13 protein-coding genes are annotated in these 17,902 nt (G+C 72.0%); 3 read left to right on the top strand and 10 right to left on the bottom strand.

Annotated features, from left to right (window positions below; all coding sequences use genetic code 11):
- Positions 1 to 29: 29 nt before the first annotated feature.
- Complete coding sequence (locus ACZ4EF_RS15885; protein WP_355337118.1) at positions 30 to 1,487, top strand: aldehyde dehydrogenase family protein; 1,458 nt, start codon at positions 30 to 32, stop codon at positions 1,485 to 1,487.
- Positions 1,488 to 1,654: 167 nt separating this feature from the next.
- On the opposite strand, the gene ACZ4EF_RS15880 is transcribed toward ACZ4EF_RS15885, so the two are convergent.
- The 7 genes from ACZ4EF_RS15880 to pstC form a co-directional block, all read right to left on the bottom strand.
- The gene (locus tag ACZ4EF_RS15880; protein ID WP_391047183.1) at positions 1,655 to 2,446 is read right to left on the bottom strand and encodes a phosphate ABC transporter ATP-binding protein; all 792 of its coding nucleotides are present in this window, start codon (positions 2,444 to 2,446) and stop codon (positions 1,655 to 1,657) included.
- A 109-nt stretch (positions 2,447 to 2,555) separates the two neighbouring features.
- Positions 2,556 to 3,548 (bottom strand): sortase, encoded by a 993-nt coding sequence (locus ACZ4EF_RS15875; RefSeq protein ID WP_467504907.1) that lies wholly within the window; start codon positions 3,546 to 3,548, stop codon positions 2,556 to 2,558.
- A 277-nt stretch (positions 3,549 to 3,825) separates the two neighbouring features.
- The gene (locus tag ACZ4EF_RS15870; protein WP_467504905.1) at positions 3,826 to 6,078 is read right to left on the bottom strand and encodes an Ig-like domain repeat protein; all 2,253 of its coding nucleotides are present in this window, start codon (positions 6,076 to 6,078) and stop codon (positions 3,826 to 3,828) included.
- A 193-nt stretch (positions 6,079 to 6,271) separates the two neighbouring features.
- On the bottom strand, positions 6,272 to 9,028 hold the full coding sequence (locus ACZ4EF_RS15865) for a hypothetical protein (RefSeq protein WP_467504903.1): 2,757 nt from the start codon (positions 9,026 to 9,028) through the stop codon (positions 6,272 to 6,274).
- Positions 9,025 to 10,836, bottom strand: coding sequence for a phosphate ABC transporter substrate-binding protein PstS (locus ACZ4EF_RS15860; RefSeq protein ID WP_467504901.1), 1,812 nt, complete (start codon positions 10,834 to 10,836; stop codon positions 9,025 to 9,027). The genes ACZ4EF_RS15865 and ACZ4EF_RS15860 overlap by 4 nt, the downstream gene beginning before the upstream one ends.
- Positions 10,836 to 12,143: a phosphate ABC transporter permease PstA gene (pstA, locus tag ACZ4EF_RS15855; protein ID WP_355337108.1), complete on the bottom strand. Its 1,308-nt coding sequence runs from the start codon at positions 12,141 to 12,143 to the stop codon at positions 10,836 to 10,838. The genes ACZ4EF_RS15860 and pstA overlap by 1 nt, the downstream gene beginning before the upstream one ends.
- 4 nt (positions 12,144 to 12,147) lie before the next feature.
- Positions 12,148 to 13,173, bottom strand: a complete 1,026-nt coding sequence (pstC, locus tag ACZ4EF_RS15850; RefSeq protein WP_355337106.1) for a phosphate ABC transporter permease subunit PstC — start codon at positions 13,171 to 13,173, stop codon at positions 12,148 to 12,150.
- A 574-nt stretch (positions 13,174 to 13,747) separates the two neighbouring features.
- Here pstC and ACZ4EF_RS15845 point away from each other — a divergent pair.
- Entirely contained in the window at positions 13,748 to 14,239 is a 492-nt protein-coding gene (locus ACZ4EF_RS15845; protein ID WP_355337104.1) for a MarR family winged helix-turn-helix transcriptional regulator, read from the top strand.
- Between the two features lie 68 nt (positions 14,240 to 14,307).
- Here ACZ4EF_RS15845 and ACZ4EF_RS15840 read toward each other — a convergent pair whose 3' ends face one another.
- Positions 14,308 to 14,667, bottom strand: coding sequence for a hypothetical protein (locus ACZ4EF_RS15840; protein ID WP_391046820.1), 360 nt, complete (start codon positions 14,665 to 14,667; stop codon positions 14,308 to 14,310).
- A gap of 39 nt (positions 14,668 to 14,706) precedes the next feature.
- Complete coding sequence (locus tag ACZ4EF_RS15835) at positions 14,707 to 15,126, bottom strand: nitroreductase family deazaflavin-dependent oxidoreductase (RefSeq protein WP_355337100.1); 420 nt, start codon at positions 15,124 to 15,126, stop codon at positions 14,707 to 14,709.
- Between the two features lie 171 nt (positions 15,127 to 15,297).
- Here ACZ4EF_RS15835 and sigJ point away from each other — a divergent pair, with 171 nt between their 5' ends.
- Complete coding sequence (sigJ, locus tag ACZ4EF_RS15830) at positions 15,298 to 16,371, top strand: RNA polymerase sigma factor SigJ (RefSeq protein WP_355337098.1); 1,074 nt, start codon at positions 15,298 to 15,300, stop codon at positions 16,369 to 16,371.
- A 38-nt stretch (positions 16,372 to 16,409) separates the two neighbouring features.
- Here the strand turns inward: sigJ and ACZ4EF_RS15825 are convergent, their stop codons facing one another.
- Entirely contained in the window at positions 16,410 to 17,897 is a 1,488-nt protein-coding gene (locus ACZ4EF_RS15825) for a cation:proton antiporter (protein ID WP_355337096.1), read from the bottom strand.
- Positions 17,898 to 17,902 lie beyond the last annotated feature (5 nt).

Genomic DNA, 17,902 nt, shown 5'->3' with positions numbered 1-17,902 from the left:
CCGCAACATCCATCAGAGAAGGAGCAACGATGCTTTTCCCTTCAAACGAGACGAACCTCCTTCACCACACGTTCGCCCACCTGATCGACGGCGAGCTGGTGCCCGGAGCCGCCGCCTCGCAGATCATCGACCCCGGGAACGGGGAGGTGATCGCCACCGCCGCGGCCGCCGACGAGGGCCAGCTCGAGCTCGCGGTCAAGGCCGCGAAGACCGCCTTCCCGGCCTGGCGCGCGACGCCGTTCGCCGAACGCGCCGAGGTCGTACGGAGGATCGCCGACGCGGTCGAGGAGCACTACGACGAATTCTTGCGCATCCTGGCGCTCGAACTGGGCAAGCCCCTGCCGATGCTGCGAGAGCTGGATCTGGACTGGACGCTCAGGTGGGTCCGTCACTTCGCCGAACTCGACCTCTCGCCCGACGTGGTGCACTCGGACGCGCAATGGAGGGTGGAGCGTCACTACCAGCCGATCGGTGTCGTCGCCGCGATCGTCCCGTGGAACATGCCGCTCTTCCAGAGCCTGTACAAGGTCGTGCCGGCCATCCTCGCGGGCAACACGGCCGTCCTCAAGACCGCGCCGACCTCGCCTCTGCACGCCCTGTACCTGGGCGAGTTGCTGCGGGAGATCGTGCCTGCGGGTGTCGTGAACATCCTCGGCGACAACAGCCCCGACAAGAGCGTCGGCCCCGCGCTGGCCAACCACCCGGACGTCGGCATGGTGTCGTTCACGGGCTCGACAGCGGCCGGGCGCAAGGTCCTGGAAGCCTCGGCCACGACGATCAAACGAGTGGTGCTGGAGCTCGGCGGAAACGACTCGGCGATCATCATGCCCGACTCCGACGTGGAGAAGGTGGCACCCGAGATCTTCACCTGGACGTTCTCCTACGCCGGGCAACTGTGCGTGGGCATCAAGCGGATCTTCGTCCCCGACGCGATGTACGAGCGGTTCGCCGAGATCTTCGCGGAGCTCGCGACGTCCAAGGAGCTGCGTCACAGCCTCGACCCCGAGGCCGATCCCGCGTTCGGTCCCGTGCAGAACGCCGCCCAGTTCGAGCGGGTCAAGGAATATCTCGAACTGGCCCACAAGGACGGCACGGTCATCGCCGGCGGGGCGGTGGACCCGCGCCCCGGCTACTTCGTCCCGCCGACCGTGGTCCGCGACATCAGCGATGACAGCCCCCTGGTGCGGGACGAGACCTTCGGCCCGGTGCGCGCGCTTCTGCGCTACGCCGATCTCGACGAGGCGGTGGCCCGGGCCAACGACACCGGCTACGGGCTCGGCAACTCCGTCTGGGGACCGGACATCGAGGCCGCGGCCGAGGTCGCCGCGAGGCTCGACAGCGGCACCGTGTGGATCAACACCCACGTCGGGGGCTTTCCCGACGTGCCCTTCGGCGGGATCAAGGAATCCGGTATCGGTGCGGAGTTCGGGATCGAGGGGCTGAAGGAGTTCGTCGAGAACAAGGTCGTCTACGTCCCCGTGTCGTGACGCGTGGGTCCGCCCACCTGCCCCCGCGGCTGGGCGGACCGGCGTCGGCACGCCCGGCGACTGCGGCTGTTCGGTCGCGCAGGTCACCCGCGACCGCGTCAGGCCCGTCGGGACGGCGGCGAACATCCGGTCCGGGACGCGTGTGACGACGAGGGCGGCGCGGTCGGTCAGCCGAAGCGGCCGTTGACGTAGTCGGCGGTGCGGGTGTCCTGGGGGTTGGCGAACATCGCCTCGGTGGGGCCGTGTTCGACGATGCCGCCGGGAGTGCCCTGTTCGGCGAGGAAGAAGGCGGTGTTCTGGGAGACGCGGGCGGCCTGCTGCATGTTGTGGGTGACGATGACGACGGTGACCTCGTCGGCCAGTTCCCTGATGGTCTCCTCGACGCGGCGCGTGGACGTCGGGTCGAGGGCGGAGCAGGGCTCGTCCATCAGGAGCACGCGGGGGCGGATCGCCAGCGAGCGGGCGATGCACAGCCGTTGCTGCTGGCCGCCGGACAGGGCGCCGCCGGGCTGCCGCAGCCGGTCCCTGACCTCCTTCCACAGGCCCGCGCGCGACAGGCACTCCTCGACCAGCAGGTCCTTGGTCTGCCGCGAGGCGCGGGTGCCGGTCAGCCGCAGTCCGGCCAGCACGTTGTCGTAGATGCTCATGGCGGGGAACGGGTTCGGCTTCTGGAAGACCATGCCGATGTGCCGCCGGGCCTCGGTGAGCGGGCGGCCCGCCGCGTAGATGTCGTCGCCGTCGAGCAGGACCTCGCCGCCCATGGCGGCGCCGGGGATCATCTCGTGCATCCGGTTCAGGGTCCGCAGGAAGGTGGACTTTCCGCAGCCGGACGGGCCGATCAGGGCGGTCACGCGGCCGGCGGGCATGGTCAGCGAGACCCGGTCGAGGACCTTGTGCGTGCCGAACCAGGCGGAGATGCCCCGCGCGTCCAGGGTGGCGGCGCCCGGCCCGCGCGGCACGGCGGTCTCGGGCGGGACGGTCGCGGGCAGGGCGACGGTGGTCTCTTCGGGGGTGGCGATGTCGGTCACGGCGGGCACCTCGGGCAGTACGGGGCGGACGGTGGGCGGGTCAGAGGAGGTTGGGGAGCAGGCCGGTGACCTGGTCGGCGACCTGGAAGCCGACGACGGCGGTCAGCGGCAGGAAGACGATCCACGTCTGGTGGCGGCCCCAGCGGTGCCAGGCCCACACGGCCGCGACGGACGCCGCGAGCAGCGCCTGGAGCCACATCACCAGCTTCCACAGCTCGCTGGTGGACGTGCCCATCGGCTGCTCGTCGGCCGGGACGGAGCCGGGCCGGATGACGGCGTCGGGGGTGTCGGCGGTCTTCGACACCAGGTCGGCGTCCACGCGCAGCACACCGCTGGGCAGATACGCGGGGCCGTCGGCGGTGACCAGCACCAGCCGGCCGCCTCCCGCGGCGGGCTGCGCCGGGGCCGGGTCGCCCGCGCGGCGGGCGTCGAGCACCCGGAACCGGTGGCGGCCCTGTCCTGTGGTGACGGTGAAGGTGTCGCCCGGCCGCAGACGGTCGAGCGCGCCGAACGGTCCGCCGTACGCCGCCGCCCTGCCCATCAGCACGCTGCTGCCGGACTGGCCGGGCAGCGGGGTGTCGCGGCGGTGGCCGACGCCGCCGGTGAGCACGTCGGCCGAGGTGCCCTCCGCCACCACCTCGCGCAGGTGCAGCCGGGGGATCTCCAGCAGCGCGAGCGGTGTGCCGGGCGCGAGCAGCCGACCGCGCTCGTCGGTCTGGCCGACCGGCACGGTGCCTTCGGCGAGGCTGGCGCGCAGCGCGTCGAACCGGTCCTGCTGCGCGGACCTGTGCTGCACCCCGCTGAGTACGACGAGGTTGGCGGCCAGGCCGAGCAGCAGCACGGCGAGCGCGAGCAGCGCGCCTGCGGCGAGCTGACGGGCGGCGGGCCGCCGGGGCCGGGGGGCCGGGGCGGCGGCGGGCTCCTCGGTCGGCTCTCCGCCGGGCGTCTCGGCCCGCGTCACCTCCTCGGGCGTCTCGGCCGGTGCCTCGGCGGAACGCGCCGCCCGCGGCGGAGTCTGGTCGGTGACCGTCACGGCGGCCTGCCTCCTCGGGATGTCCAGGACTGGATGGGGGTGTACGGGGCTGGATGGGGGTGTACGGGGCTGGACGGTGGCGTGCGCAGCGGATGGGGGTGCGCGGGGCTGGACGGTGGTGTGCGGCGCGAAAGGTCCACGGGGTCACGGCGGTTCACGCGACAGGGGCGCACCGGGCGATACCGAAAGCGGGCGGCGGCCACCCGTGCGCGCGGCACCCGTGCGCGGGTCTCCCGCCCCGGCGGACGGGTGCCGTCCGCCGGGGCGGGAGCCGGGGTCACTTCGCGGTGACGGCGAACGACTTGCTGCCGGTGTTCACGGTGGCCGAACCCGAGTACCGCAGCGTCAGGACGTGCTTGCCCTTCTTGGTGAGCTTGGCCAGCGTGACGACGGCCTTGCCGTTCTTCAGGGTGGCGGTGCCGACGACCTTCTTGCCGTCGTAGATCCGGACGAAGCCGGTGGGGGTGACGCCGTTGGCGGTGACGGCGACGGTCACCTTGCCGCGGGCCGAGGTCTTGACGCCGGCCGGGGCCTTCGTCGCGATGCGCGGCGCGGCCTTGACGACCGTGACCTTGTAGGTGGCGGCGGCGGTGTTGAGGCGGCCGTCACCACCGTAGGACAGGGACAGGGTGTGCGTGCCGACCTTCAGCGTCCTGGGCAGCGTCAGCCACGCGCGGCCGGTCTTGTCCAGGCCGACCGTGCCGAGCGTGGTCTTGCCCTCCTTGGCGACGACCTTGCCGGTGGCGGTGGCCGGGCCGGTCACGGCGACGGAGAGCCGGCCGGAGGTGCCGTAGGCCGGCCTCGCCGGGGAGACGCCGACGGCGACGCGGGCGGCGGCCTTGGTCACGGTGACCTTGGCGGTGGCGGCGGAGGCGTTGAGCCTGCTGTCACCGGCGTAGGACAGGGACAGGGTGTGGGCGCCGACCGCGAGGGTCTTGGGGAGCGTCAGCGACGCCTTCCCCGCCGCGTCCAGGGTCAGCGTGCCGAGGGTGGCCGCGCCGTCCTTGACGGTGACCTTGCCGGTGGCGGCGGACGGGCCGCTGACGGCGACGGCGAGCTTGGCGGCGGTGCCGTACGGGACGCTCGCCGGGGAGACGGCGGGGGTGATCTTCGAGGCGCCCTTCGGGACCTCGCTGACCGTGCCGGCCACCGTCACGCTCGGGCCGTCGCCGACCAGGTTGGAGGCGTAGACCTCGGCGGTGTACGCGCCGGGGGCCAGGGTCGCGGTCACCGAGGTGGCCGGGGCCTTGAGGTCGGTGCTGAAGGCGACGTCGCCCGCGCTGTCGGTGATCCGCACGCGGTAGTCGGTGACCGGCAGCGCCGGGTCGGCGGGCGCGGTCCAGCTCAGCGTGAGCTGGCGCGGGGCCGGGGCGGTGGCGGCCAGCGCGCCGACCGCGGCGGGCTTGATCAGCGAGGAGCTGTTGGTCTCCAGGCCGCCCGCCTTGGCGTGGCCGCGGACGGAGGTGTCGATGCTGCCGTTGTAGGGCTCGTTCTGGAAGCCGAACGCGGCGATGGTCTTCTCGGCCACGTCGGACGCGATGGCCGCCTTGTGCGCGCCGGCGCTCACGAAGGTGTCGTACAGGCCCTTGTCGAAGAAGGCGCTGGAGGTGTCGATGGCGCGGGTGGGCACCACGTTGTAGACGTCGCGGCCGAAGGTCGGGTCGTCGTAGTAGCCGCCGAACGGGGACAGCTTGTCGTCCGCGCCCTTGACCACGGGGCTGACCGGGGTGCCCGCGCCGAGGTCGAGGGCGCCGATGAAGGCGCCGTTCTGCGCGGCGGCGGTGCTGCGGTCGGGGGCGGTGTGGTTGTTCTGCGCGATCCAGCTCGCGGCGGAGAAGGGGACGAGGTCGCCGTCCTTGAGGATGACGCCGTTGGCCTGGTTCTCCTCGACCGTCTTGCCGTTGTCGTCGGTGCCCTTGACGTTGCTGCCGAGGTTGACGACGCCGATGGCGCTCAGGAAGAACTTCCGCGTGCCGGAGCTCGACTGCGGGATGAACGGCCGCACGGGGTGTCCCGCGACCGTGGTGACCGTGCCGGAGTAGATCTCGTTGAGCTGGGTGCGCGTCAGGTTCTTCAGGAAGTCGCCCTTGGCGACGTAACCGACCGCGTCCCGGCCGAACGGGATGTACGTGAGGGTGGTGCCCGCGGTGGAGGGGGCGCCGGAGGAGCGCGCGAAGTCCACCTGGCCCGCGATGTTCACGGTGCCGCCCGGGTCGGTGTCCCCGATCAGCGAGGCGCTGAGCGCCTTCTGTCCCGCGCCCGAGCCGTTCGGACGGGTGAAGGTCACGCCGTTCGCACGGGTCTTGATGGTGGCCGAGCCCGTGGCGTCGTACGACGCCACGTCCGGCAGCGCCGTGCCGGCCAGCGCGTTCAGCACGTCCTGCGTCGTGTCGGAGCCGACGCCCACGTACGTGCCGAAGGTGCCGGGCGCGGGGTCGGCGAAGGCCGGTGCGGCGACCGTGAGGGTACCGGCCGCGATGGCCGCGGTCATGACCGCCGCGATCGTGGCGATGGGGCGCTTGGTGCGCATATCTCTGTCTCCTGATCGGGGACTCGTACTGCGTGACGGGTGGGGACCCGCCGGAGCCGGATGGCCGGTCTGGCAGGGTGGAGCCCGTCGTTCGCCCCGACTGAGACTCGGGGCGAACGACGTGTCTGGTGGGTGGCCCGGGGCGCGGGCCGGTTCAGCCGCCCGGTCGCCGACGTGGCGGGCGCGGGCCGGTTCAGCCGCCCGGTCGCCGACGTGGCGGGCGGAAGCCGCGCAGCCGGGCGGGGACGGTCGGCCGCGGGATGGTGAGGGAGCGTCCGCCGGGCAGGCTCAGGCGCAGCGGCAGCCGGGTACCGGCGGCGAAGGGCGCTCCCAGCGCGGCGAGCAGCCCGAGGCCGGCCCCGATCGGCACCGCGAAGCGCAGCGCGGAACCGGGGTCGGAGGGCGTGATGCCGCCCGCGACCGGCACGGTCGCGGGGGAACCGGTCGCGGCGGTGGGGCTGGGCGACGCGCCGGGCTTGCCGCCGGGGGCGGTGTGGCCGCCGGTGCCGCCGTCCGCGCTCCCGCTCCCGCCGTCGGAGCCGCCGGCCGTACCGCTGCCGCCGCCGTCACCGCCCGTGCCGCCGCCGGAGCCGGTGCCGCCGTCCGCGGCGCCCGGTTCGGTCTGCGGGGCGCCGGAGCCGCCGGGGCCGGGGGCCGGCTTCCAGGTCTCCAGGGCGGTCGCGGCCGTGGCCGCCTCGGCCCGCAGCGCGGACGGCAGGGGCGCGTAGCCGACCGGCAGCGTGCCGGGGGCGGTGCCGGGCACCTGGCCGCCGCCCGAGGCGTACCGCAGCAGGTCCGCGTACTGCTTGCGGGCGGTGGGCGCCAGTTCGGCCGGGCGGGCTGCGCCGTAGACCAGCATGCTCAGCGGGTAGACGCCCTTGGCGTTCGCGGTCGGGTCGATCCGCCGTACGCCGTCGGCGGCCTTCGCCTTGTCGGCGGCGGCCACCAGGGCGGCCCTGGTCGGTGCGGTGAACTCGCCCGCGGGGTTGCGCAGCCGGGCGGTCTGGAGGCCGAAGCGGGCGGCGGAGGCCGCGTCGGTGATGGTCAGCATGAAGCGCTGCCCGGCGACCTGCGGGCCCGGCGTCTTCCAGACCGGCGGGGTGGCCAGCGGGTCCCAGTTGGACTTCCAGAGCTGGTCGCCGCGGCGGGTGCGCAGCGCGCCGGTGTAGAGGTCGTCCACGTACGGGTGGAAGTCCGTCATCTTCTGCTTCTGACTGTCCGGGGCGCCGCTGCCGGGCGGGACGGTCTCCCAGTTGTCGTTCTTGGGGAAGTCGTCGCGGTCGGCGGAGAAGGCGTAACCGGTGGGGTTGAGGTCGCCGTTGGAGCTGAAGAAGGGGTTGACGCGCATCCCCCAGTCGTCCGGCACTCCCGCGAGGAACTGCCGGGCCTGCCGGTCGGCCAGCACCCACGTCCACACCTGCCTGGCCAGGTCGCTGTGGCCGAAGGCGGTGATCAGGTCGGTGTCGGTGCTCGGGTTGGAGGCGACCGACAGGTCCGCGAACTCCTTGTTGTACGCGAGGAATTCGGGGTCGGTGAGCAGTCCGCCCGGATTGTGCAGCGCCCAGTCGTAGCCCTTGGCCGCGGTCAGCCGGGGTCCGCCGTCGTCGTATGTCGTACGGACCGCGCCCCAGGGCGAGTTGCGGTACGACTCGGTGAGCAGTTTGGCGACCAGCCGCGGGGTGAGGTCGAGTGAGCCGACCCGGGTGCCCGCGCGTTTCCTGACGTCGGCGGGCGCGTCGGAGCGGGGCTGGCGCTCGATGCTGAAGCCGATCACGGCGGCGGACAGCGCGACCGGCGCGTAGATGATGGTGTCGGCGGGCCGGGTCTCGCCGGTGACCGGCAGGGTGGTGAAGACCAGGCTGTCGCCGGAGTCGGTGAGCTGGCCGCGCGCCTCGGAGTCGCCGACGGTGGTGTAGCCGAAGACCGTGCCGGTGCCGCAGAGCTTGGCCTGCCAGCTCCCCATCGCGTCGGAGACCAACTCACTGCCGGTGGTGTCGACTTCCCGCGCGCCCATCGCGCAGGTCGCGCCGACCGGCTGGAAGTCGAGCCGGACCGCGATGCGGTTGCGCCAGTTCGTGGAGGACACCGGGGAGCCCGCGTTGACCTGGGTGCGGTCCTGGTAGGGCTTGCCGTCCAGGTCCAGGTGGCCCTGCGGGACGATCACCAGCCAGCAGGACCGGCCGGTGACGCTGCCGTCGGGGTGCTTGACCGGGGCGCCGCAGCCCAGGTGCGGCGCCTCCTCCTTGGTCTGCGCCTCGACGTACTCCTGCCCGGTGCCGTCGGCCCCGGTGCGGCCGAAGTCGATCTCGTTGGTGGTGTTGTAGCTGTAGAAGCGGTTGTTCTGGGTGTCGCTGGTGACGACGGTGCCGTCGATGGACTTGAACGGCACCTCGCCGCGGCCGAAGGGTCGGCCCGCGCCGTACTTGTCGTCCTCGCCGTAGCTGCCGGGGTCCGCGCTGTACGAGACCTGCCGGGTGTCGTCCGCCTGGTTGCCGGGCCAGGTGTTACGGCCGGTGGTGGGCGACGCGCCGAACTGGCACTGGGTGCGCGGCGGTCCGGGGTTGCCGGGGACGGCGCCGTCGTCCTCGCCCCAGCACTGCATGATCTGGACGAAGTCGGTGTTGAACTGGGTGCCGGCGAAGGTGGTGGGCACCCCGCCGGTCCAGGACACGCTGATCGCCTGGTTGGCGAGGTCGCGGGTCTGGCTGACGCGGAAGCGCATGTCGGCGAATTCGCCGCGGCCGGAGACGGTCACGGCGGACGACTGGGCGGAAGGGCTCGACTGGGCCGCCCGCACCGACGCGGCCGACTGCGCGGCGACCGGCCGCAGGTCGGTCAGCAGGGCGGGGGCCGCCTGGGCCGCCGCCGCGCCGAGGACGGCGCCGAGCAGGGCGCCGGTGAGCAGGCGCCGGACGAGCCGGCGGCCGAGGGACTGTCGCGGGGTCGTCACGGCGTGTCCTCCTTGCGGTCGGTCGAGGCGGTGCGGTCGGCCGGGGCCTTGCGGCCGTTCAGGGCGCGGGAGGTCGCGGCCGGTGCCAGGACCAGCCCGACGACGAGCAGCGCCGCGAGGAGCATCAGGGTCTGGGTGCCGCCCCAGCCGTTGTGGCCGCCGACGGCGACCGGCTGCGCGAGCACGACCTGATTGCCGTTGCCGCCGCCGTTCGCACCGCCGTCGCCTGAGCCGCCGCCGGACGAACCGCCGTTCGGGGAGCCGCCGTTGGACGCGTCGACGGGCAGGCCGGTGTCCGGGTCGACGGCGCCCGAGCTGTTGCCGCCGCCCCCACTGCCCGATCCGCCGGTGCCGCCGTTCCCCGTACCGCCGGAGCCGCCGCCCGAACCGCCGCCGCCCGAACCGCCGCCGCCCGTACCGCCGTTGCCCGAACCGCCCGTGCCGTTGCCCGAACCGCCGCTCGTACCGCCGCCGTTGGAGCCGCCGGACGAGCCGCCGGAGCCGCCGGTGGACGCGCCGCCGCTGCCGGTGGTGCAGGGCGCGGCGCCCTGCTTGTCGCAGTCCTGCGGGAAGGGCGCCGACTTGGCCAGGGTGTTGGTGCCGTCGGTGCTGAAGGTCGGGTTGTGGCAGCCCTTGACGTTGATCGTCTGGGTCTGCGCGCCCGGGATGCGGCGGATCTGGTCGAAGCCCGCCTGCACCAGGTTGATCGGCAGCGGCGAGTAGCCGAGCTTGGGCGCGTACTGCTGGCCCTGGCACATGAAGTAGTACGAGAAGGCCGCCAGCGTGGTGCCCTTGGCCTGGGTGAACTGCCCCTGCACCTTGAGCGGCAGGATCATGTACGAGTAGCTGGACAGCGGATAGTTGCGCTTGTCGGTGTCGGTGTAGACGCCGCTGAGGTCCTGCGTGAGGTAGTCGGGCGAGTTCTTCTCGGTGTTGATCCGCGCCTTGACCAGCGACACCGCGACGTTGGCGGGCGTCGGCTCGGTGTAGTAGCCCGCGTGGTTGAGCACCTTCGCGACGGGGAAGTGCGCGTTCTTGGCGTAGGAGTAGTTGACGTAGCCGATCGCGCCGTCGCCGTAGTCCTGGGCGACGTAGCCCGCCACGCCGAGGTCGCCCGCCTGGGAGATCATGCCGGGCACCGGCGGGTAGTAGGACGTCGAGCCGCAGGCCCCCGCGCGGCCCACCTTGGCGCAGTAGGTGTTCCACAGCGCGGTGTGCTGCTTGGCCATCCACAGCGTGAACTGGGCGCTGGAGCCCGAGCCGTCGGAGCGGACCACCGGCACGATCTTCTTGGCGGGCAGTCGCAGGCCGGGGTTGTCGGCGGCGATGGCCGGGTCGGACCAGTTGGTGATGGCGCCGGTGAAGATCTTGGTGACGTTCTCGCCGGACAGCCGCAGATTGGTCAGCCGCTTCCCGTTGACCTTGAGGTTGTACATGAACACCGTGCCGCCGGCCACGATCGGCATGTACGCGTAACTGCCGTTGGTCGGGTGCTCGGGCGCGGAGCCGTCGGTGGGGTTGGTCTGGAAGGGGATGTCGGAGACCGCGAAGTCCACCGTCCCGTTGAGGAACTGGTGCCGGCCGTCGGAGGAGCCGGTCTGCGCGTACTGGATCTCCATGCCGTACTGCTTGACGTTGCGCCGCCACTGGTCGACGGCGTTGAACGCCCAGGTCGATCCGGCGCCGGACAGCGGGACGTAGCTGTCGGCCGCGGCGGCGCGCTGGACGCCGGGGCCGAACACCGAGGTGACCAGCAGGGCGAGCAGGGCCATGAGCAGGGCGGCCGGGGCTGAGGTGCGGCGGGGCATCAGGAGTTCTCTCCGGGAAGCGGGGATCCGGCCGGGTCTGCGGCGGGAGCGAACAGCGAGGGGCGGGGGGCGCGCAGGTCGTCGAAGCGCTCGACGTCGCGGCGGGAGGCGCGGGCGGCGCGGCGGCCCTGGCGCTTGGAGAGCTGGCCGGGGCCGCGCCCGCCGATCAGCCGGGCGATGGTGAAGAGCACCAGGACCAGCAGCATCAGCACGGCCGCCGCGCCGAATCCGCGGGCCACCATGGCCGGTTCCGGGGATTTGACGAAGGTGAACACGGCCAGCGGCAGCGACAGCATCGGGCCGTTGGTGGGGTCGGCGTTGACCGCGGTGGCGTATCCGGCGGTGAGCAGGACGGGCGAGGTCTCGCCGATGCCGCGCGCGGTGCCGAGGATGACGGCGGTGGCGAGCCCGGAGCGCGCGGTGGGCAGCACCACGTGCCAGACGGTGCGCCAGCGGGGGGCGCCGAGCGCTTCCGCGGCCTCGGTGAGATTGCCGGGGACCAGGCGCAGGACGACGTCCGAGGCCCGGATGATGATCGGCAGCATCATCACGCTGATCGCGAGTCCGGCCGCGAGACCGGACTTGGGGAAGTGCAGGATCAGGATCCAGGTGGCGTAGATGAACAGCCCGGCCACGATGGAGGGCAGGGCGGTCATCGCCTCGACGATGGTCCGCACGAAGCGCGCGAACCGGCCTCGGGTCTGGTTGAGGTAGACCGCGCAGGCGATGCCCAGCGGGATGGTGACGGCCAGGGCGATGGCGATCATGATCAGGCTGCCGAGCATCGCGTGGGTGATGCCGCCGACCGTGATCGGGTCGAGCGGGCCCGCGAGCTGCATGTCCTGCGTGAAGAAGTTGCCGTGCGGCAGCGCCTCGCGCCCCCGCCACAGCGTGAAGCCGACGACGAGGACCAGGGCCGAGAACAGCAGTCCCGCGGCGGACCAGAGCACGACGGTCATGAGCCGGTCGCGGACCGCGGGTCCGTCGTGCTCCAGCGAGCACAGCAGGGCGTACGCGGCGAGGAAGACCAGGTAGGTGACGGCCGCGAAGCCCAGCGGGCCGGAGAGCGGGGCCAGTCGGCCGAAGAGGAGGAGGGCGGTGCACAGGCCGGTGGCGGCGGCGCCGAGGACGTTGAGCACCGCGCCGCGGGCGACGCCGCCCAGGGCGCGCCGCCGCTGCGCGGCGTCCGGGGCGTCGGCCGGCTGCCGTACGACGACGGTGGTGGCGGGCGCGGCGGCGGCCGTTGTGGCGGCGGCTGCGGCGGCGTTCGTGGCGGCGGTGGCGGGCTCGGCCAGAAGGTCCGTCATGTCGTCACCCCTCGCTCAGCGAGCCGGAGCGGGACCGCGCGACGATCGTGGACGCGGTGAAGTTGACGACCAGGGTGAGCAGGAAGAGGGCCAGGCCTGCGGCCATCAGCGCCGACATGCCGAAGTCCGAGGAGTCGCCGTAGTGCAGGGCGATCAGCGAGGAGACGGAGTTCGAGCCGGTCTGGAGGATGTGGGGCTGGATCTGGAAGACCGGGGAGATGATCAGGTAGACCGCGATGGTCTCGCCCAGCGCCCGGCCGAGCCCCAGCATCGTGCCGCCGATCACGCCGCCCAGGCCGTACGGCAGCACCACCGAGCGGATCATGCCCCAGCGGGTGGAGCCGAGCGCGTAGGCGCCCTCCCGCTCACCGGCCGGGGCCTGCGCGAAGACCTCGCGCATGACCGAGCACATGATGGGGGCCACCATCATCGCGACGACGATTCCGGCGATGAAGGTGGAGGCGGTGTACACGCTGGCGGAGGAGAGGGGTTCGCCCGGCTCGACGCCGTCCACGCGCAGGAAGGGCACCCAGTGGAACCAGGTGGACAGCCAGCGGGACAGGCCGATCACATGGCCCTGGAAGAAGAACAGGCCCCACAGGCCGTAGACGACGGACGGCACGGCGGCCATCAGGTCGACCATCGCGACCAGGGTGCGGCGCACCCGGCGGGGCGCGATCTCCGAGATGAACAGCGCGGTGCCGACCGCGAGCGGCAGCGCGAAGCAGACGGCCACGGCGGCGATCAGCACGGTCCCGGTGAGGACGGCGGCGATGCCGAAGTTGTGGACGTCGGGCTGCCACTGCGCGGTGGTCAGGAACGCGAAGCCGCGTACCCGCAGCGCCTGGCTCGCCCGTAGCAGCAGGAACAGGCCGACCGCCGCCATGATCGCCAGTACGGCGACACCGGCGGCCGTGAGCTGCCCGCGGAATATCCGGTCCCCGATCCCCTTGGCCGCCCGCAGCCGCCGGGGGGCGTCGTCGCCCCCGACCGACTCGGGCGTGCGGGACACCACTTGTGTGGATGTCACGTGTCGTTCTCCCCCCAGCGCTCCCGCGCGCCGAATGGCGTCGCGTTGCGAGGAGTGAACGGGGCCTCCATGGCCGAATGACACTGTTCACCTGAGGAGAAAATGAACAACAGATAGTGAGAAGTTGTGAGTGGCCTGTGGAGGTTGTCCAATGTCCGACAAAACTACCCATCTCCCGCTCGGTTGCCTTATGCACCTAGCAACTTGCCTGCCCAGAAGGGGTGTTGAGAGGGCGCTCGGCGCGCGATACGGGCGGGACCGGTGGTGTTGGCGGGCGATGTGAGCACGGAGGGTGACGAGCGACAGGGGGCACGATCCGGCCACATTGAGGCACGAGCCCACGGTTGCCGGGAGGCGCACGCCTGCCACCGGCAACGGGCACCGCGCGAGGCGCGGAGGATTCGGGGAGAGCCCTACGAGTTTGTAAAGGACCTGTGAGAGGGTGTCCGCCTGAACCCCGCCGATATTCGCCGCCCGACCGGGGCCGAAGGCTCCAGCGGTCGACCAGCGGACCGAATCGGGGGTTGGGGTAGTTTCATATCTCCGCGTGCTATCGATGCGAGGAACGTTGCGTATGGATTCCACACTGCCCGGAGCCGCGTCGACAATACGGCGGCGGAGGCGACTGAACACGAGGATCAAGGACGCGCTGCGCGATCTCTCCGTCCAAATGGCGTTGCTGAACCATCGGGTCGGCACTCATCTGGGCCTGCGCGACGCCGACTTGGAGTGCCTGGACCTGGTCAGCCGCTTCGGGCCGATCGGACCGACCGCGCTGTCGAAGCACGCGGGCCTGCACCCGGCCACGCTGACCGGCGTGCTCGACCGGCTGGAGCGCGGCGGCTGGGTGGTCCGTACGCCCAACCCCAGCGACCGGCGGGCGGTCCTCGTCCAGGTCATCAAGGAGCGCGAGACCGAGACGGCCGAGATGTTCGCCGGGCTCAACAAGTCGATGGACGTGATCTGCGCGGACTACGACGACGCCGAACTGGTGCTGATCGCCGACTTCCTGTCCCGCGCGGCGCGGGCGGGACGTGAGGCGACCGACGAACTCGCCGACCGCTGACGGGCCGACGGCCGGCCGCCGGTCGTCCTCACCTCACCCGACCTCACAGGCCGCCGGCCGTCCTCACCTCACCTGCCACCGGCCGCGCGGCGCTCCGGGTGCCAGCGCGGCGCCGCGTCCAGGCAGCCGTCGTACGGGTCGCCGGGACCCGGCAGGTCCTGGCTGCCCCGCAGCGCCCGCAGCTTGCGCAGCACGCCGGGATCGTCGAGGCCGCCGGGCCTGCGACGGGCCGCCGCGGCGACCGCGCGCGGGCCTGAGCCCTCGGTGGGCGCCGCGCCCTCCCACCAGTGCTCGCCGCGCCCGCGCCACCACTCGGACGACGAGACGCCGACGGTCGTCGAGCCCAGCGAGATCAGGGCGCGCAGCAGCCGGTCCCCGCAGAACCGGGCGGCGGCCCGGCCGAAGGCGCGCCAATTCGGTGCGGGCATGCGCGATCACTCCTCCTCACGCGTCTTCACCGATCGTGCTCAGACGCGCTCGGCCGTGACCCCGGTCCCGGTCTGCGCCGTGGTCTCGACGATCTTCAGCGAGATGAACTCGTCGATGCGCAGCCGCTGGAGCGCCCAGCGCAGCACGGCGGGGATGTCGGGGTTGTCGTCGATGTACACCTGCGGCGCGACCACCGGGACGCGCTTGCCGCGGGTCTTGATCTCACAACCGCCCGCGGCCACCACGTTCTTGACCCAGTCGGACTCCGCGCCGTACGGGAGGGACAGGATGAAGTGGCCGTTCTTCTTGAAGACCTTGACCGGCGTGCGGTACTCCCGGCCGGACTTGCGGCCCTTGTGGTAGACCGCGCCGAACCCCGGCATGGCGGGGAGGATCCGGCCGACGATCCGATTGCCGAAATACTTGTTCACGCGCGCCAGCCGCCGCTTAACGGACATGACTGTGCTCCTTCTTTGAGGGACTCGCACGGGGAAAAAGAACGGAGAAAAGAGAGAAGAAAAACGACAGCGGTCGGTAATAGCGCAACATCTTTACCGGCCGATGTCACACTCGGACGGGGGCCCTTCATCTCAGGTGACAGGAGCGCGCGTCACACTGGGAGGCCCACCATGTCCGACAACCCGGCGGAGCTGCCCGACGACACCGCCACACGGGTGTTCGTGGGTCATCGGGAGTTACTGTTCTCGGTGGTCTACAACCTGCTCGGCAGCGTCTCGGACACCGAGGACGTCCTTCAGGAGACCTGGCTGGCCTGGGCGCGGAGAGTCCGCCAGCCGCACGCCGAGGAGATCGACAACCCGCGCGCGTACCTGGTGCGGATCGCGGTCAACCAGGCGCTCGCCCGGCAGGCCACGATCAGCCGCCGCCGCGAGACGTACATCGGGCCCTGGCTGCCCGAGCCGTTGATCACGCAGATTCCGGAAGCGCGGAACACCCCGCAGGCGGCGCAGGCGACGGACGCCGCGGAATCCGCGCTGCGCAACGAATCCGTGTCCATGGCACTGTTGGTCATTCTGGAGACGCTGACCCCGCTGGAACGCGCGGTGTTCGTGTTGCACGAGGTGTTCGGTTACGCGCATACCGAGATCTCCGAAATTCTCGGCCGCAGCCCGTCCGCGATTCGCCAACTCGCGCACCGGGCCCGCGAACACGTCCAGGCCAGGCGGCCCCGCTACCAGGCCGACCCGCACCTCCAGCAGCAGGTCACCGAGCGCTTCGTGGCCGCCGCGCTCGGCGGCGACATCGCCGACCTGATGAGCCTGCTCGCGCCGGACGTGACGATGTGGACCGACGGCGGCGGCAAGGTCCGCTCCGCGCTGCGCCCGGTCACCGGCCGCGACAAGGTCGCCCGGCTGCTGAACGGTTACGCCACCAGCCGGCTGCCGGAAGCCCTCGACATCCGCTACCGGCACGTCAACGGCGACCCGTCCGCCGTGGTCTTCTCCGGCGACTCCCCCTACGCGGTCATGGTCATGGACCTCAATCCGAGCAACGACCAGGTCACCGACATCTATCTGGTCACCAACCCGGACAAGCTCTCCCGCGTACGGCTGGACGGTCTGGACGACGGGGACGAGGACACGGCCGCCGGACAGATCGAGGCCGCCGAGCCGAGGAAGGCGATCGAGCCCGGCGACGACGGCCGCGACGGCCGCGACGAGTCCGGTCCGCGCGCGGGCTGAGCCGAGCGGCTGTCCCGGCCCTCCCCACGTGGGGCATGTCACGTGGGGTGGACCGGGACGCCGCGTTCCTGGGTGACGGGGGTATCGGCCGCCGGATCGGATGTTCCGGCGTCCGCGAACCCGTCGGTCAGACCGTCGGTCAGGCCGTCCGCGCGTCCGTCGGCGAGTTCGTCAGGCCGCCCGTCCGTACCCCCCTCGGGCACCCCTTGCAGGGCCAGTACCCGCTGCTCGCGCAGTTCCTCGTCCGCCGTGCTCTCGATCCGCTTCATCGCGACCCGCAGGATCGGCGGAGCCATCAGCGGGGTGAGGATCGCGATCAGCACGATGATGCTGTACATCGCGGTGGTCAGCAGGCCGAGCCGCACGCCGACCACGGCGATGACCACCTGGATCACCCCGCGCGCGTTGATCCCGGCGCCGAGCGCCAGGGCCTCCCAGCGGGTGAGGCGGCTGAAGGCGCTGCCGATGAAGGCGCCGAGGAATTTCCCGGCGACGGCGATCGCCAGCGCGGCCAGTCCCCACAGCGCGATCTTCGGACGCGTCAGCGACGTCAGGTCGATCCGCAGCCCGGCGAGCGCGAAGAACAGCGGGGACAGGAAGGACAGCACGGTGGCGTTCAGCGGCTCCAACTGCCGTGCCTGCGCGTCCGTACCGCGCGAGCCGATCAGGATGCCGCACAGGAAGGCGCCGAACACCGCCTCGAAGCCGAGCGCCTGGGCGCCCGCGCCCGACAGGACGAGCAGGATGACGGTGGCGGAGATGGTCACGCCGCGCGAACCGGAGCGCTCGGCCCAGCGCAGCACCCAGCCGACCAGCCACCGGCCGCCGGTCAGCAGGACGACGATGACGACGGCGAGGTGCCACAGCGGGGTGGCGATCTCGCCCGCGCCGACCCCGGTGGTGGCCATCGCGGTGACGACGGAGACCAGCAGCCAGCCCACGGCGTCGTCGATGGTGCCGACGACCAGGATCATCTGGCCGACATTGCGGTGGATCAGCTTCATGTCGACCAGCACCCGGCCGATCACCGGGATCGAGCTGACGCACATGGCGACGCCGACGAACCAGGCGAAGACCGCCGGATCGGCGTCGCCCGGCCGCAGTTCACCCGGCAGCGCGTAACCGAGCCACACCCCGAGCGCCAGGGGCAGCAGCAGGGCGGCGGCGCTGACGCCCGCCGCCTTGCCGCCCTGTCTGCGGACCACCTTCAGGTCCAGGTGCATGCCGGTGAAGCCGACGAGCAGCAGCACGCCGAGCTGCCCGACGGCGTCCAGCAGGTGCATCTGGGTGGGGTCGCGGGGGAAGAGCCAGCCGGACAGGCCCGGCGCCACGTGCAGCAGGAGCGAGGGCCCGAGTAAGACGCCCGAGGCCAGTTCTCCGACGACGGTCGGCATGCCGAGCCTGCTCGCCAGCCGTCCCAGCACGAGTGCCAGGACGAGCAGGGCGCCGATCTGGAGCAGGAACACCAGCAGTGTGTGCTGCGGAAGGGGATCGACGGTTTCCGCGGCGATGCTGATCGCACTCATCGAAG

It is taken from the genome of Streptomyces sp. NPDC025721 (assembly GCF_055558595.1).
This window is presented reverse-complemented; position numbering and strand designations above follow the sequence as displayed.

Bases quoted from the DNA above. Each gene is read 5' to 3' on its own strand.
- ACZ4EF_RS15870 (WP_467504905.1), bottom strand. From the start codon at position 6,078: ATGCGCACCAAGCGCCCCATCGCCACGATCGCGGCGGTCATGACCGCG.
- ACZ4EF_RS15845 (WP_355337104.1), top strand. From the start codon at position 13,748: ATGGATTCCACACTGCCCGGAGCCGCGTCGACAATACGGCGGCGGAGG.
- pstA (WP_355337108.1), bottom strand. From the start codon at position 12,143: ATGACGGACCTTCTGGCCGAGCCCGCCACCGCCGCCACGAACGCCGCC.
- ACZ4EF_RS15825 (WP_355337096.1), bottom strand. From the start codon at position 17,897: ATGAGTGCGATCAGCATCGCCGCGGAAACCGTCGATCCCCTTCCGCAG.
- sigJ (WP_355337098.1), top strand. From the start codon at position 15,298: ATGTCCGACAACCCGGCGGAGCTGCCCGACGACACCGCCACACGGGTG.
- ACZ4EF_RS15885 (WP_355337118.1), top strand. From the start codon at position 30: ATGCTTTTCCCTTCAAACGAGACGAACCTCCTTCACCACACGTTCGCC.
- ACZ4EF_RS15835 (WP_355337100.1), bottom strand. From the start codon at position 15,126: ATGTCCGTTAAGCGGCGGCTGGCGCGCGTGAACAAGTATTTCGGCAAT.
- ACZ4EF_RS15840 (WP_391046820.1), bottom strand. From the start codon at position 14,667: ATGCCCGCACCGAATTGGCGCGCCTTCGGCCGGGCCGCCGCCCGGTTC.
- ACZ4EF_RS15860 (WP_467504901.1), bottom strand. From the start codon at position 10,836: ATGCCCCGCCGCACCTCAGCCCCGGCCGCCCTGCTCATGGCCCTGCTC.